We start from the raw sequence: 12,969 nt of genomic DNA on the forward strand, positions 1-12,969 counted from the left end.
GCGCGCCCCGCTCACCTCTTGCCCTTGTCCGTGAGGCACTGTGCCATCAGGCGCGCGGCCTCGTCCATGCGTGGGCCGGGACGCACGAGCACGTCGGACTGCTCCGCGCTGAAACGGCAGATGCGGCCTTCGCGCACCGCGCGAATGCCGGCCCAGCCGGGGCGCTGCTCCAGCCCCTGTGCGCTGCGCACGCTCACCATGATGAGGTCGGGGTTGGCGCGCACCACGTATTCGGGGTTGAGCTTGGGGAACGGGCCGAGCGCGACCGGCACGATGTTCTTCACGCCAAGCCGCGTGAGCGTTTCGCCGATGAACGACGATTCGCCCGCCGCATAGGGCGCGTTGTTGACCTCGAAGTACACGCGCAGGCCCTTCGCGCTCGGCGGCAGCGACTGCGCGGCGGCCGACACGCTGGCATCGATCACGCGCCAGACCTTGGGCGCCTCGTGCGTGCCGAGAATCTGGTCGAGCTTGTCGAGCACGCGCCGCACGTCGGCATGGCTCTTGGGTTCGAGCACCAGCACTTTCACGCCCAGCGCTTCGAGCCGCTGCGTGACACGCGAGGACTTGGCGAGCAGCACCGCATCGGGCTTGAGCGCCACGATGGCCTCGACGTTCGGGTCGAGCCCGCCGCCGACCTGCGGCAGCGCCTTCACCTGTTCAGGCGAGTTGGAGTAGCGGTCGACTCCCACCAACCGCCCGCAGGCGCCGAGCGCGCAGACCGATTCGGTGAGCGAAGGCAGCAGCGAGACGATGCGTTGCGGCGACTGCGGCAGGCTCACGGTCACGCCGCGTTCGTCGACCACATCGAAGGCCTGCGCGCCCAGCACGAACGCGGCCAGGCCGAGGGCGAACGACAGCGATCGAATCAGTCTCTTCTTCATGCAGCGGGTGCTTTCAGGCTCAGCGGCAGGCCGGCCGCCATCAGTGTGACGCGGTCGCAGGCGGCGGCCACGTCCTGGTTCAGGCGGCCCAGCGCATCGACGAAGGCGCGCGTCTCACGGCCGAGGGGAATCACGCCCAGGCCGATCTCGTTGCCGACCAGCACGACGGGGCCGCGCGCCTCGCGCAGTGCGATCAGCAGCATGGCGACGTGCGTGGCCGGCGTGCGCGTGGCGGGTCGCGCGGCTTCCATCGGCATCAGCAGGTTGGTGAGCCAGAGCGTGAGGCAGTCGATGACGACCAGCGTTTCGGGTGTGCTTTGCGTGACGACAGCGCGCGCGAGTTCGATGGGCTCTTCGATGGTCCGCATGCCGGGCACGCGCTCGGCGCGGTCGGCCTGGTGGCGCACGATGCGCTCCAGCATTTCATCGTCGTAGGCCTGCGCGGTGGCGATCAACACGGCGCGGCGGCCTTTCGCGTCGGCAGCGAGCCAATCGATGGCGCGCTGCTCGGCGCGGCGCGACTTGCCGCTCTTCTGGCCGCCGAGGATGAATTCACGTTCAACGGGCATCGCTGTCTTCCTTGTCGGCGTCGTGGCTTTCGAGTTCGATCGGCATGGCGCCGAAAAGCCGTGCCGTGGCTTCGGGGCTGGAGGCGAACCATGCGTGGAAATAACTTGCGCGCACCGGGCCGTGCACATACAGGGCTTCGCCGGCACGGGCGCCCACCGCCTGGGTTGTACCGGGCCGGGCTGTGTGAGCAGCAGGCACCAGCGGTGTCTCGCAGCTCGAATAGTGGAAGGTGTGGCCGCGCAGGGTGTGGCTGCCGAGCGTGAGCTGCTGCGGCCCGAGGCCGGCCAGACGCTTTTGCATCGTCACCCGGCCCGGCAGCAGGCTCCAGAGCCGATGGACGTCCGGCGGGCGCGTCGCGTCGGCGGCGTGCGTGGCCAGTTCGTCGAACAGCGCCATCATGCCGCCGCATTCGGCCCAGATCGGCTTGCCTGCCGCGGCGTGGTCTGCCAATGCGTCGCGCATCTGCGTCGCTTCGGCCAGCGCTGCGGCATGCAGCTCGGGGTAGCCGCCGGGCAACCAGACGGCATCGCAGGCCGGCAGGGCATCGCCTGCGAGCGGGGAGAAAAAGGAAAGCCGCGCGCCGAGTGCCGTCAGCACGTCGAGGTTCGCGGGGTAGATGAACGAGAAGGCCGCATCGCGCGCAATAGCGATGGTGCGACCGGCCAGCAAAGGCGGCACCGGCGCATCCGATGCCGACGCGTCGGCTTCAAAGCGAACCTGCGGCAATTGCGCAACCGGCATCTGGCCCAGCGGCGTTGTGGCCAGCACATCGGCTGCCGCATCGAGCCGCGCCATCGCGTCACCGAGTTCGGCCGCCAGGACCAGGCCCAGGTGCCGTTCCGGCAAAGAGAACGCCGGGTCGCGCGGCAAGGCGCCCAGCCATTGCGAAGGCTCGCGCAAGGCGTCTTTCAGCATGCCCGCATGGCGTTCGCTGGCCACGCGATTGGCCAGCACGCCGGCCCACGGCAAGCCGGGGCGAAAGTTCTGCAGGCCGAAGGCCAGTGCGCCGAAGGTGCCGGCCATGGCGCCCGCGTCGATCACCGCCAGCACCGGCAGGCCGAAGCGCTCGGCCAGATCGGCCGCGCTGGGCGTGCCGTCGAACAGGCCCATCACGCCTTCGACGATCAACAGGTCGCATTCGGCCGCCGCGGCACGCAGGCGCGCGCGGCAATCGGCCTCGCCGGTCATCCACAGATCGAGCGAATGCACCGGTGCACCGGTGGCCAGCGCCAGCCAGTGCGGATCGAGAAAATCGGGCCCGCACTTGAAGGCCCGCACACGCCGGCCCTGGCGCGCATGCAGCCGCGCGAGCGCGGCTGCGACGGTCGTCTTGCCCTGCCCCGAGGCAGGAGCCGCCACCAGCAGCGCGGCGCAGGTGGGGGCCGCGGCGCGGTCGGCGTCGCTTCGTTGTTGCGAAAGTTGGCTTATTGCGGCGTCCACTTGAGACCGACGTACGCGGTGCGGCCGGCGGTGGCATACAGCCGCGCGTACTGGTAGTCCTTGTTGCCCACATTGTCGACGCGCGCGATCAGGTTGAGGTCGCGCGTGATCTGCGTGCTGGCCGACAGGTTCAGCAGGGTGTAGCCGCCGAGCGCGGTGGTGTTGGCTGCGTCGTCATAACGCTTGCTGGAGGTTTGCACTTCCGCACCCAGCGTCCAGCCGGCGATGCGCCAGTCGGCGCCGAGGGTGGCATGGCGCTGGGCACGGCGGGCCAGCAGGTTGTTGGTGGCAAGGTCGCGCGGGTCCTGGTAGTCGAGCGAGGCGCGCAGGGTCACGTCGCCAATGCGATGGCCGCCCGACAGCGTGACGCCCTGGTAGCGGGCGCGCGCCGTGCTGGCGTAGCAGCCGAAGGACGACGCGCAACCCTTGGCGCTGCCGTCGAACACGATCAGGTTCTGCACCCGGTTGTTGTAGACGACGATGCCTGCGGTGGTGGCGCCCTCGGTGTACTGCAGACCCAGTTCGACGTTGCGGCTCGACTCGGGCTTCAGGCTCGCAAGGCCGTACTCGCTGAAGCGCTGGTACAGCGTGGGCACGCGGAAGGCGGTGCCGGCCGACACGGTGGCGCGCAGCGTGGAGGTGATGGCATAGCCGTAGGCGGCGCTGCCGGTGGTCTTGCCGCCGAACTCGCTGTCCTTGTCGTGGCGCACATGCAGTTGCAGCGAATGCGGGCCCTGCACGAAGCCGTAGCCGAGCGCGATGCCGTCCTGCGAACGGTCACGCGACAGGAGCTTGGCCGTGTTGGTGGCGGCCGGGTTCACCAGCCCGTCTTCCCGGCGTTCGAGCGTGGCCGTCACCAGGTGGGGGCCGAAGCGGAACTCGTTCTGGAACAGGTAGCCGCGCAGATGGGTCTCGGTGCGGTAGTACGAGGGGTCGGTCTCGTAGGTCGAGCGCGAATCGGTCACCTGCACGCGGGTGCTGTAGATCTCGTTCCACTTGGCGGACCAGGTCAGGGCAGCGGTGCGCAAGGTGTTGCTGGACAGGTCGTCCTTGAACAGGAACGGCAGCTTGGTCCTGTAGCTGGTCGTCGTGTCGTAGCCCGCCAGGATGGCGCTGGACAACACCGAAGCCTCGATGCGCTGGTCGGGCGTGATCTGGTAGCCCAGCTTCACGTTGCCCGAGTTGCTGCGATAGCCGTCGCGGTCGGGGCTGGTGTAGCCGTCCTTGGACAGCACGCGCTTGGACGCCGGCTGGACATTGAAGCCCTTGCTCTCTTCATGCGCCACGCCGAGCGAATAGTCGAAGGCGCCCGACTTGCCGCTCAGGCCTGCTTCGAGCTTGCGCAGGTCGTTGCTGCCGATGCCCACGCCCACGTAGGGCGACACGCCTTCTTCGCCGCGCTTGGTGAAGAGCTGGATCACGCCGCCGATGGCGTCGGAGCCGTATACCGCCGCAGCCGGGCCGCGCAGCACTTCGATGCGGTCGATCTGGGCGAGCGGAATGCCTTCCCAGCCGGCACCGCCGGTCGATTGCGAGTCGATGCGCACGCCGTCGATGTACACGGCCGTGAAGCGGGTTTCGGCACCGCGAACGAAGACGCTGGTGCTGTTGCCCACGCCGCCGTTGCGCATGATCTCGATGCCCGGCTGGCGCGCCAGCAGGTCGGCCACGCCGGTCGCGCCGCTGCGCTCGATGGTCTGGCGGTCGATGACGGACACGTCGCCCACGATCTCCGACAGCGCCTGCGGCGTGCGGTTGGCCGTGACCACGGTTTCGCCGAGCGTCGGCGCTTCCTGGGCATACGCGAGGCCGCCGAAGGCCGAAGCGAGCGCGAGCGGCAGGCACGCAAGGTGGCTGCGGCGCACAGGGGCGTGGCCGCGAGAAAAAGAAACGCAGGAAATCATGAGTTGAGCCGAACGAACGTCAATGCCCCTTGCCGGCCTCCCCGCCGGCGCCTGGGCGCCATGGCTGCTTCATGCATCGATGATGTGATTCATCGTCATGCATGCGGCAGCCGCCTCGTTGGCCGGTATCCGGGCTGGCAGAACGGCCCCTCGCCGCCTTCCCAGACGCCTGTTTCAGGGCGCCCAGTGGCTGGATGGAGAGGGGTTGGCGCCTTGCGGCGCCGTCTGCTTGACCGTTGCGGGGGCAGCGCAGGTGGCTTGGGCCTTGGGTCCCGAGTTCGGGGGCTTCCACTCCTGCTTCCCGTTGAACTGCGCCGTGTGAACCACGCCGCGAGCACCAACGGGCAGGATTTTAGGCGCTGCCACCGGCTCTTTAAGTCGAAAGTTGCGCCCCGCTAACATCGACGCCCATGGACTGTTGCGTTTTGAAGACCATGAACCGGGCGTCGGCATGATGCGGCCGGCCTCGCTTTTCCTGAATCTTCGTTCGGCGCTGCAGCGGCTCTTCGGTGTCTCGGGCTGGCAGTCGATGCTGCTGTGGTCCATCGTGGCCGGGCTGCTCGGCGCACTGGCAACCGAGCTTTTTCGTGCCGCGCTCTATGCCTTCGAGCATCTGGTGCTTGGCCCCGGCGAAGGCCTGGTGGCGATGGCGCGCCATCTGCCGTGGTGGGCGCGCATCGCCTGCCCCACCCTCGGCGGGCTGGTGGCCGGCGGGCTGCTGGTGCTGGCCAAACGCGTGACGGTGCAAAGCGCCACTTCCGACTACATGGAAGCCATCGTGCTCGGCGACGGGCGCATTCCGGTCGCGCAGACGCTGGTGCGCAGCGCGTCGTCGCTGGTGAGCATCGGCAGCGGCGGCTCCATCGGGCGCGAAGGCTCGATGGTGCAGCTCGCGGCGCTGGCCGCTTCGCTGTTGGGCCGGGTGTTCCGCTTTCCGGTCGAACGGCTGCGGCTGCTGGTGGCCTGCGGCGCGGCGGCGGGGTTGACTGCCGCCTACAACGCACCGATTGCGGGTGCCTTCTTCGTCGCCGAGATCGTGCTGGGCTCCATCGCGATGGAAAGCGTGGGGCCGATCATCATTGCGTCGGTGGTCGCCAACGTGGCCATGCGCGCGCTGCCGGGCTACCAGCCGCCCTACCTGATGCCGGTGTTTCCCGAGATCCACGGCACCGAGGTCGTGCTGTTCGCCTTGCTGGGCGTGCTGCTGGGTTTTGCGTCGGTCGGCTTCCTGCGCGCGCTGCATGGCAGCCGCGCGTTGTTCGCAAAGTTGCCGATCGCGCTGCCCTGGCGGCTGGCCTTGGGCGGGCTGATCATGGGTGTGATTTCAGTGCCGCTGCCCGAGGTCTGGGGCAACGGCTACAGCGTGGTCAATGCCGTGCTGCACTCGCCATGGCCCTGGACGCTGATCGCGATGGTGCTTGCGGCCAAGGCCGTCGCCACGCTGGCCACGGCCGGCTCGGGCGCGGTGGGCGGCGTGTTCACGCCCGCGCTGTTCTTCGGCTGCATGATCGGCGCGCTGTTCGGCGTGGGTGTGCACGCGTTGTGGCCGGCGGCAAGCTCGGCCCCGTTCGCTTACGCCATCGTCGGCATGGGTGCCTTTCTGGCGGGCGCCACGCAGGCGCCGCTGATGGCGATCCTGATGATCTTCGAGATGACGCTGAGCTACCAGGTGATGCTGCCGCTGATGGCCGCCAGCGTGATCGCGTACTTTGTGGCGCGCTCGGCCAACGCCGGCTCGATGTACGAGATCACGCTGCACCGCAATGCACAGCGCGATGCGCAATTGCGCCTGCGCGGGCTGCACATGCGCGACCTGGTGCAGCCGGCCGAAACCGTGGTCGGCCCGAACGCCGACCGCGAGGCCATGAGCCGGATCTTTTTGCAGCACCCGGTGAAGTACCTCTACGTGGTCGATGCCGACAACCGCTACCTCGGCGTGGTGCCGCTGGCCGCGCTGGGCACGGCGCCGACTGAAACGACGGCGGCCGAGTTGCTCTCGCAGGCCATCCAGCCGATCACGGCCGACACCAGCCTCGGCGAAGCCTTGCAGCGCTTCCTGGAGCATCGCGGCGAGCGGCTGCCGGTGATCGAAAGCATCGATCAGCCGGTGCTGCTGGGCGTGGCCGCGAAGAGCGCGCTGCTCGCCACCTACGTGCGGCTGAGCGAGTAGCGCGCTGTACTGCGGCCCGGCTTACTTGGCGGGGCGCACCGCCATCACCTCGATCTCGACCAGGTAGGCCGGATTGGCGAGCGCCGCCACCTGCATGGCCGAGCGCACCGGCAGCCGGGGCTGCGCGGTGGTGCCGAAGAACTGGGTGTAACCCTCCATGAAGCCGGCGAAGTCCATCTTGTTGTCCTTGGCCGGATCGCCCACCAGGAACACCTGCATCTTCACCACGTCGCCCATCGTCAGGCCCAGGCCCGTGAGGCTTTTCTCGATGGCCTTGAGCACGCCGACGGTCTGGCCCTTGGTGTCGCCGCCGTAGGCCGCGGCACTGTTCTTGGGCGCGGTCGCGTCCTGCAGCGGTGGCACCTGGCCCGAGAGGTAGACGTTGGTGAACGAGGATGGAATTTCCACCGCCGCCGAGATCGGAAAGGACGAATTCGGAATGCGGTGGCGAATGATCTCGTCGGCTGCGTTGGCGGCACCGGTGCCGGCTGCGAACAGGGCGGCGACAAGCGCCAGCTTCTTCGTGATGGAGGTCATGGTCATGTGTGTTGTCTCTCTACAGGGATGAAAGGAAGGATCTGCCGGATATGGGAGCCAGGTCAAGGCCGCAGCTTCTTGACGCTCTCCGCCGCGATGGCGTCGGGGTACTGGTTGCCGAAATGGGTGCGCGCATAGCCGACCACCGAAGCGATCTGTTCGTCGCTCAGCATCTTGCCGAAGGCGGGCATGCCCTTCTGGCCGTTGATCACCACATAGAGTGGGTATTCGGGGCTCGCGAGCCGGGGGTTGGAAGACAGCGCCGGGTAGGCCCCTGCCCCCTTCGCGCCCTGCCCTTGCGCCATGTGGCAGCCCTGGCAGGTGGCGCGATAGATCGATTCGCCCGAGCTTTCCTGGAAGCGGGGCCCGACTGAGAACGCGGGCTCGGGCGACTGCGCGAATGCCGACGGGCCGGCCACCGAGGCCAGCGCCCCGAACGAAAGGCCGAGCAGCGCGCGCTTGAAGGTCTTGATGTCGTGGTTCATGGTTGGTGTGTCCTTCATTCGGCGGTCAAGCCACGGCGCGGGCATGCAGCCGCTGGATGGCGTCGAGCGACGAGAGCAGTGCGCCCTCTTGCCAGGCTGGAATGTAGGAAGCGTGTTCGCCGGCCAACGCGATGCGGCCGTCGACCTGGCACAGGTTCTTGTAGTGCTTCTGCCGCGTCTCGTCGGTCCACATGCCGTAGCAGCCGTGCGTGCCGGGCACACGGTGCCAGCCGACCGAGATGCCGTTGTCGAACTCGCGCGCGTACTGCGGGTGCAGCTGCGTGCCGTACTCGACCGCACGGCGCACGCGCTCCTCGGGCGCCATGGCGGTGAATTCATAGGAGTTCGGGCCGTCGAACACATAGGCGCCAAGCACCACCGACTTGCCCTTGGCGCCGTAGCGCGTCGAGGGGTACGAGATGCGCGAGATCGGCAAATCGGTGTAGCTGATGCCGCCGTAGATGTGCTCGTCTTCTTCCCAGAAGCGGCGCTTGAACTGCAGGCCCACCTTGACCGATGCGCCGTAGGGCACGGCGTTGATGGCCTCCTGCATCGGGGCGCTGACCTGGATGTCGATCTGGCTCAGCACCGACAGCGGGATGGTGCACAGGCACCAGTCGGCCTTGGCCTGCGTGACCGCACCGCCCTTGGACGCGTCGGTGTAGGTGACCGTGACGCCGCGGTCGTTCTGCTCGATCTTCGTGACCTTGGCGCCGTAGCGGATCAGGCTGCCGACTTCTTTCTGGAACGCCTTGGCGATCATGTCCATGCCGCCCACGGGTTGGAAGATCGCGCTCTGGAATTCGTAGTCCTGTCCGCTGGCGATGTAGCGCCAGAGATTCGATTGCAGCAGGTCGCTCATGTCGAGCGGCTTCGACGGCTTGGCCAGCGGCATCAGGCCGCCGCCCGCATCGACTTCGTAGCCTCGGCGGTCGCTGCTGATGGGGCCTTCGCGATAGCGGAACTGCGTGTCGAGCGCGCCCCAGCGGCGCAGGCCTTCGAGCAGTTTTTCCTTGTCTTCCTTCGTCAGTGCCGCATCGAGGCTGCCTTGCGAGGTGGCCTTGCCGAGCAGCTCGGCCACATAGCCCTGGTAGTCGGCCTGCACATGGCGGTACTGCTGCGGCTTGCCACCGTAGGCCTTGCTCGAATGCACCAGCGCGTTGTAGTTGACCTGCACGAATGGCTCCAGCGCCACGCCCAGGCGCTTGCAGTAGCCGAGCACCGCATGGTGGTGATAGGGAATGCGCCACGGCCCCGGATTGAAGTACTCGCCCTTGGCAAAGCCGCACTGCTGCACCGCGCCGCCGAGTTCGGTGAAGGTATCGCCACCGCGCAGCGTCCAGCAGCGGCCACCCGCGCGGTTGCTGAATTCGAGGACCTTGACCGAGTAGCCCGCGTTGCGCAGCTCGAGCGCGGCGGCCATGCCGGCCAGGCCCGCACCAAGAACCAGCACCGACGCACCCTTCCTTGCGCCGTCGAGCTTCGGTGGCCCGTTGTAGTTGGACTCGGCGGCAAAGCCCAGCGAGGTCATCGCCTGGTACATCGCGCCGCCTCCGGCGGTCTTGCCGATGAGGGAGAGCAGGTCGCGCCGACTGAATAAAGTGTTGTTCTTCGTGGTCATTGACAGGCTATGGGAGTTTGAAAGGCAACTGGAAGGCAGCAGAATCCATGCCAAGCCCAAGGGTGAATCGACATTCACCCAAGCACCGCGCGCACCATCGGCGGCACCGCATTCCCGGGAAACTACAATCGCCAACCATGCCCGCCTCCAGCCCCATCGATCAGATCGCCGAGCGTGTTGAACGACTGCTTGTGCGTCATGAAGAGGTGCAGCGCACCAATGCGTTGTTGCAGGAACAAGTCGATGCGCTCACGCGCGAACGCGATGCCCTGAAATCGCGGCTTGCCGCGGCCCGCACGCGCCTGGACGCCCTGCTCGAGCGGCTGCCGGCCGAACCCCCATCCCAAGATTCCCCCGCATGAAGCAGATAGAAGTACAGATCATGGGCCAGAGCTATTTGCTCGGCTGTCCCGACGGCGGCGAGCCGCAGCTGCGCGATGCCGTCGAACGGGTGGACGCGGCCATGTGCAAGATCCGCGATGCGGGCAAGGTCAAGGCGCGCGACCGCATCGCGGTGCTCGCCTCACTGAACCTGGCGTTCGATCTCGCGGCGCAGCAGGCCGCAGCAGCGGCCGCTCCGGCACCGGCGCCCGCGTCCACGGCGGCAACGCAAGCCGGCGAAACCGACCCGAAAGCCGCGCAGCTCATTCAACGACTCGATCAGGCATTGGCCGGCGATGGGCATTTGCTCTGAATACGTCCGACCGACATATACAAGGCGTAAAATCCACCCTGTCTGCAGACGTGTCGGGCTTAATATTTCCTTGTTCCAATGCTCTCCGGAGCCGGGCTTGGTACATCGCTTGACGGGCGTGATCATCTCGCGTTAGATGAACCCGAAGTCTTGCTGCCCTCGCCCACCTGAACCCTGGTTCAGGATGCGGGTCCGGCACACCATCTGCAGACACCTTTTTCCGCCACGGCCCCCTGCCTCACCGCACGGGGCCGTTGCTTTTTGAAGAGCCCTCCCCCGTGAACCTTGCCGCCCTGCTCGACCCCTTGTTGATCGCCGAACTCGCCGTGCTCGGCCTTGGCACCGGTTTTCTTGCGGGCCTGCTGGGCATCGGCGGCGGCATGCTGATGGTGCCGTTCATCACGATCATCATGGGCCAGCGCGGCGTGCCGGCCGATCTTGCGGTGAAGATGGCCATCGCAACTTCGATGGCCACGATCATCTTCACGTCGATATCGAGCGTGCGCGCGCACCACAAGCGCGGCGCGGTGCGCTGGGACATCGTGCAGCGCCTGGCACCCGGCATCGTGATCGGCAGCCTCGCGGGCAGCCTGGGCGTGTTCGCGCTGCTCAAGGGCACGGCGCTGGCCATCTTCTTCGCGCTGTTCGTGGGCTTCTCGGCCACGCAGATGTTTCTCGACAAGAAGCCCAAGCCCACGCGCCAGATGCCGGGCACGGGCGGCCAGCTTGCGGCGGGCGGCGCCATCGGCTTCATCTCGGGCCTGGTCGGCGCGGGTGGGGGCTTCATCAGCGTGCCCTTCATGACCTGGTGCAACGTGGCCATTCACAACGCGGTGGCCACCAGCGCGGCGCTGGGCTTTCCGATTGCGGTGGCCAACGTGCTCGGCTACGTCATCAGCGGCCAGTCGGTCCAGGGCCTGCCGGCTGGCTCCTTCGGCTACATCTGGCTGCCCGCGCTGGCGGTGATTGCCGCCTGCAGCGTGTTCACCGCGCCACTGGGCGCGAAGGCCGCGCACAGCCTGCCCGTGAAAAAGCTCAAGCGCGTGTTCGCGAGCATCCTCTATGTGCTGGCCGCCTACATGCTCTGGAAGGGCCTGCACGGCTGATCCAAAGCCCTTGTCGCCCAGGTGCGACTCGTGGTCTCCCACAGGACCCAGGCGTATAAGGATTTCATGAAAATCCTTATCGCCGTCGATGGCAGCGCCTACACGCGCAAGGCGCTCGATTACCTCGTCACCCACCGCGCGATGTTCGTGGACGGGCATCAGCTCGTGGTGGTGCATGTGTGCACCGGCGTCTCGGCCAATGTGGCCCGTCACCTCAGCAAGGAGGTGGTCGCGGGCTACTACGCCGAGGAAAGCGCCAAGGTGCTCGACCCGGTGAAGGCGCTCTTCGCCGAAAAGGGCCTGAGCAACTACACGATCGACTCGCGCCACGGCCATGCGGCCGAAGAAATCCTGAAGGCCGCGAGCGACGCGCAGGCCGAACTGATGGTGCTCGGCACCCATGGCCACGGCATCTTCGGGCGTGCGCTGATGGGTTCGGTTTCCACCAAGGTGCTTTCCGAAACCGACATCACGGTGCTGCTGGTCCAGTAGCAACAAGCGCCCGGCTACTGCACCCGCTGCTGCCGCCACTCGCGCGGCGAGCAGCCGAAGCGCTCGCGGAACGCGCGGCTGAAATGCGCCGCATCGTTGAAGCCGCGTCCATACGCGATCTCCCCCACCGGCTTGCCCGCAAGACGCGGCTCCAGCAGGTCGCGGCTGCAGGCTTCGAGCCTGCGTTCCCAGATGTACTGCGCGGGCGTCAGCGGCTCGCTCTTGAAGACGCGATGCACATGGCTCGCCGACCCCCCGAGCGACGCCGCGATGCTGCCCACCGACAGCGAGGGATCGGCCAGTTGTTCGTCGATGCACCGCTTCACGCGCGCGAGGTGGTACGCCGTGAGGTTGCTGAGCGATGGCGCGCGCGCCGCAGGCAGCGTCTGCAGGCCCGCCACGAGGATGCTCTGCACGCCGTTGGCGACGGCCAGCGCCGATGCCGGCTGCAACGTGTCGATGTCTTCGCGCAGCGTGCGGATCATGCCGAGCAACAGATGCCCCGCGCCTTCCTTGCCCGACACCGTGGTGGCCGTCAGTGCCTCGGTGTCGCGCAGCTCGCTGCGCAGGCGCTCGCCGGGCAGCTTGAGCACGATCTGCTCGAACCTGTCGTCGAACAGCAGCTCGTAGGGCCGCGTGCTGTCGTACAGCGCGAAGTCGCCGGCCGAGAGCACCGCGTCGCGCCCGTCCTGCCGCACCACGCCCTGCCCCTGCGCCTGGATGCTCACGAGGAAATAGTCGTCGCCCGAGCGCGCGATGTGCCCCCTCGTGCGCATGACTTTCTGGGCGCCCGACTTGACCACCGACACGTCCAGGCTCGGCAGCGAGTGCTGGCGGATGCTGCCTTCAAAGCGGCCGATGTCGTCCGGCCGCACCGGGTCGCACCCGAGCTGCACATAGACGTTGCAGATCATGTCGGTCCAGTAGGCCAGGCGCTGGTCGCGCGCCACGGCATCGGTGCTGAGCAACTGGTTCATGGGGTTCCCCGGAAAGCGCGCGTGCAACGCTGGAACAAGAACGCCGCCAGTTCGGATCAAGGCGTTCCGCGGCGGCGAATCTACGCTTC

The 12,969-nt window shown here is 67.4% G+C and carries 13 protein-coding genes and 1 riboswitch; of the genes, 5 read left to right on the top strand and 8 right to left on the bottom strand.

The window, feature by feature from the left end; translation table 11 throughout:
* Positions 1–11: 11 nt before the first annotated feature.
* The 4 genes from ACSFB7_RS12850 to ACSFB7_RS12865 are packed head-to-tail and all read right to left on the bottom strand — an operon-like array spanning position 12 to position 4,798.
* Entirely contained in the window at positions 12–884 is an 873-nt protein-coding gene (locus tag ACSFB7_RS12850) for an ABC transporter substrate-binding protein (protein ID WP_435470593.1), read from the bottom strand.
* Positions 881–1,453 carry a bifunctional adenosylcobinamide kinase/adenosylcobinamide-phosphate guanylyltransferase gene (locus tag ACSFB7_RS12855; RefSeq protein WP_435470595.1) on the bottom strand — a complete coding sequence of 191 codons (573 nt, stop codon included), beginning with the start codon at positions 1,451–1,453 and terminating at the stop codon, positions 881–883. The genes ACSFB7_RS12850 and ACSFB7_RS12855 overlap by 4 nt, the downstream gene beginning before the upstream one ends.
* The gene (locus ACSFB7_RS12860; protein WP_435470597.1) at positions 1,443–2,894 is read right to left on the bottom strand and encodes a cobyrinic acid a,c-diamide synthase CobB; all 1,452 of its coding nucleotides are present in this window, start codon (positions 2,892–2,894) and stop codon (positions 1,443–1,445) included. The genes ACSFB7_RS12855 and ACSFB7_RS12860 overlap by 11 nt, the downstream gene beginning before the upstream one ends.
* Positions 2,879–4,798: a TonB-dependent receptor domain-containing protein gene (locus ACSFB7_RS12865; protein ID WP_435470599.1), complete on the bottom strand. Its 1,920-nt coding sequence runs from the start codon at positions 4,796–4,798 to the stop codon at positions 2,879–2,881. Before ACSFB7_RS12865 ends, ACSFB7_RS12860 begins: the two co-directional genes overlap by 16 nt.
* Positions 4,799–4,901: 103 nt before the next feature.
* Positions 4,902–5,155: riboswitch (cobalamin riboswitch) on the bottom strand.
* A gap of 94 nt (positions 5,156–5,249) precedes the next feature.
* Here ACSFB7_RS12865 and ACSFB7_RS12870 point away from each other — a divergent pair.
* Positions 5,250–6,968: a ClcB-like voltage-gated chloride channel protein gene (locus ACSFB7_RS12870; RefSeq protein ID WP_435471039.1), complete on the top strand. Its 1,719-nt coding sequence runs from the start codon at positions 5,250–5,252 to the stop codon at positions 6,966–6,968.
* 21 nt (positions 6,969–6,989) lie between these two features.
* Here the strand turns inward: ACSFB7_RS12870 and ACSFB7_RS12875 are convergent, their stop codons facing one another.
* From ACSFB7_RS12875 to ACSFB7_RS12885, 3 genes are read right to left on the bottom strand one after another with little or no spacing between them, the layout of a single operon-like run.
* On the bottom strand, positions 6,990–7,511 hold the full coding sequence (locus ACSFB7_RS12875; RefSeq protein ID WP_435470601.1) for a RidA family protein: 522 nt from the start codon (positions 7,509–7,511) through the stop codon (positions 6,990–6,992).
* Positions 7,512–7,567: 56 nt separating this feature from the next.
* Positions 7,568–7,990 (bottom strand): c-type cytochrome, encoded by a 423-nt coding sequence (locus ACSFB7_RS12880; RefSeq protein ID WP_435470602.1) that lies wholly within the window; start codon positions 7,988–7,990, stop codon positions 7,568–7,570.
* 25 nt (positions 7,991–8,015) lie between these two features.
* On the bottom strand, positions 8,016–9,611 hold the full coding sequence (locus ACSFB7_RS12885; RefSeq protein WP_435470604.1) for a flavin monoamine oxidase family protein: 1,596 nt from the start codon (positions 9,609–9,611) through the stop codon (positions 8,016–8,018).
* A 137-nt stretch (positions 9,612–9,748) separates the two neighbouring features.
* Between ACSFB7_RS12885 and ACSFB7_RS12890 the strand changes: the two genes are divergently transcribed.
* From ACSFB7_RS12890 to ACSFB7_RS12905, 4 genes are all read left to right on the top strand, one after another.
* Complete coding sequence (locus tag ACSFB7_RS12890) at positions 9,749–9,973, top strand: DUF904 domain-containing protein (RefSeq protein ID WP_093129838.1); 225 nt, start codon at positions 9,749–9,751, stop codon at positions 9,971–9,973.
* Complete coding sequence (locus ACSFB7_RS12895) at positions 9,970–10,305, top strand: cell division protein ZapA (protein WP_435470606.1); 336 nt, start codon at positions 9,970–9,972, stop codon at positions 10,303–10,305. Before ACSFB7_RS12890 ends, ACSFB7_RS12895 begins: the two co-directional genes overlap by 4 nt.
* A gap of 278 nt (positions 10,306–10,583) precedes the next feature.
* Entirely contained in the window at positions 10,584–11,411 is an 828-nt protein-coding gene (locus ACSFB7_RS12900) for a sulfite exporter TauE/SafE family protein (RefSeq protein WP_435470608.1), read from the top strand.
* Between the two features lie 66 nt (positions 11,412–11,477).
* Entirely contained in the window at positions 11,478–11,903 is a 426-nt protein-coding gene (locus ACSFB7_RS12905; protein ID WP_435470610.1) for a universal stress protein, read from the top strand.
* A gap of 14 nt (positions 11,904–11,917) precedes the next feature.
* Here the strand turns inward: ACSFB7_RS12905 and ACSFB7_RS12910 are convergent, their stop codons facing one another.
* Positions 11,918–12,880 carry an AraC-like ligand-binding domain-containing protein gene (locus ACSFB7_RS12910; protein WP_435470612.1) on the bottom strand — a complete coding sequence of 321 codons (963 nt, stop codon included), beginning with the start codon at positions 12,878–12,880 and terminating at the stop codon, positions 11,918–11,920.
* Positions 12,881–12,969 lie beyond the last annotated feature (89 nt).

Origin of the sequence: Variovorax raffinosi (genome assembly GCF_051216615.1) — a bacterium.
In the GTDB taxonomy this organism is placed as follows: Bacteria; Pseudomonadota; Gammaproteobacteria; order Burkholderiales; family Burkholderiaceae_C; genus Variovorax.

Coding starts and splice junctions, on each gene's coding strand:
- ACSFB7_RS12850 (WP_435470593.1), bottom strand. CDS start 884: ATGAAGAAGAGACTGATTCGATCGCTGTCGTTCGCCCTCGGCCTGGCC.
- ACSFB7_RS12855 (WP_435470595.1), bottom strand. CDS start 1,453: ATGCCCGTTGAACGTGAATTCATCCTCGGCGGCCAGAAGAGCGGCAAG.
- ACSFB7_RS12865 (WP_435470599.1), bottom strand. CDS start 4,798: ATGATTTCCTGCGTTTCTTTTTCTCGCGGCCACGCCCCTGTGCGCCGC.
- ACSFB7_RS12870 (WP_435471039.1), top strand. CDS start 5,250: ATGATGCGGCCGGCCTCGCTTTTCCTGAATCTTCGTTCGGCGCTGCAG.
- ACSFB7_RS12875 (WP_435470601.1), bottom strand. CDS start 7,511: ATGACCATGACCTCCATCACGAAGAAGCTGGCGCTTGTCGCCGCCCTG.
- ACSFB7_RS12880 (WP_435470602.1), bottom strand. CDS start 7,990: ATGAACCACGACATCAAGACCTTCAAGCGCGCGCTGCTCGGCCTTTCG.
- ACSFB7_RS12885 (WP_435470604.1), bottom strand. CDS start 9,611: ATGACCACGAAGAACAACACTTTATTCAGTCGGCGCGACCTGCTCTCC.
- ACSFB7_RS12890 (WP_093129838.1), top strand. CDS start 9,749: ATGCCCGCCTCCAGCCCCATCGATCAGATCGCCGAGCGTGTTGAACGA.
- ACSFB7_RS12895 (WP_435470606.1), top strand. CDS start 9,970: ATGAAGCAGATAGAAGTACAGATCATGGGCCAGAGCTATTTGCTCGGC.
- ACSFB7_RS12905 (WP_435470610.1), top strand. CDS start 11,478: ATGAAAATCCTTATCGCCGTCGATGGCAGCGCCTACACGCGCAAGGCG.
- ACSFB7_RS12910 (WP_435470612.1), bottom strand. CDS start 12,880: ATGAACCAGTTGCTCAGCACCGATGCCGTGGCGCGCGACCAGCGCCTG.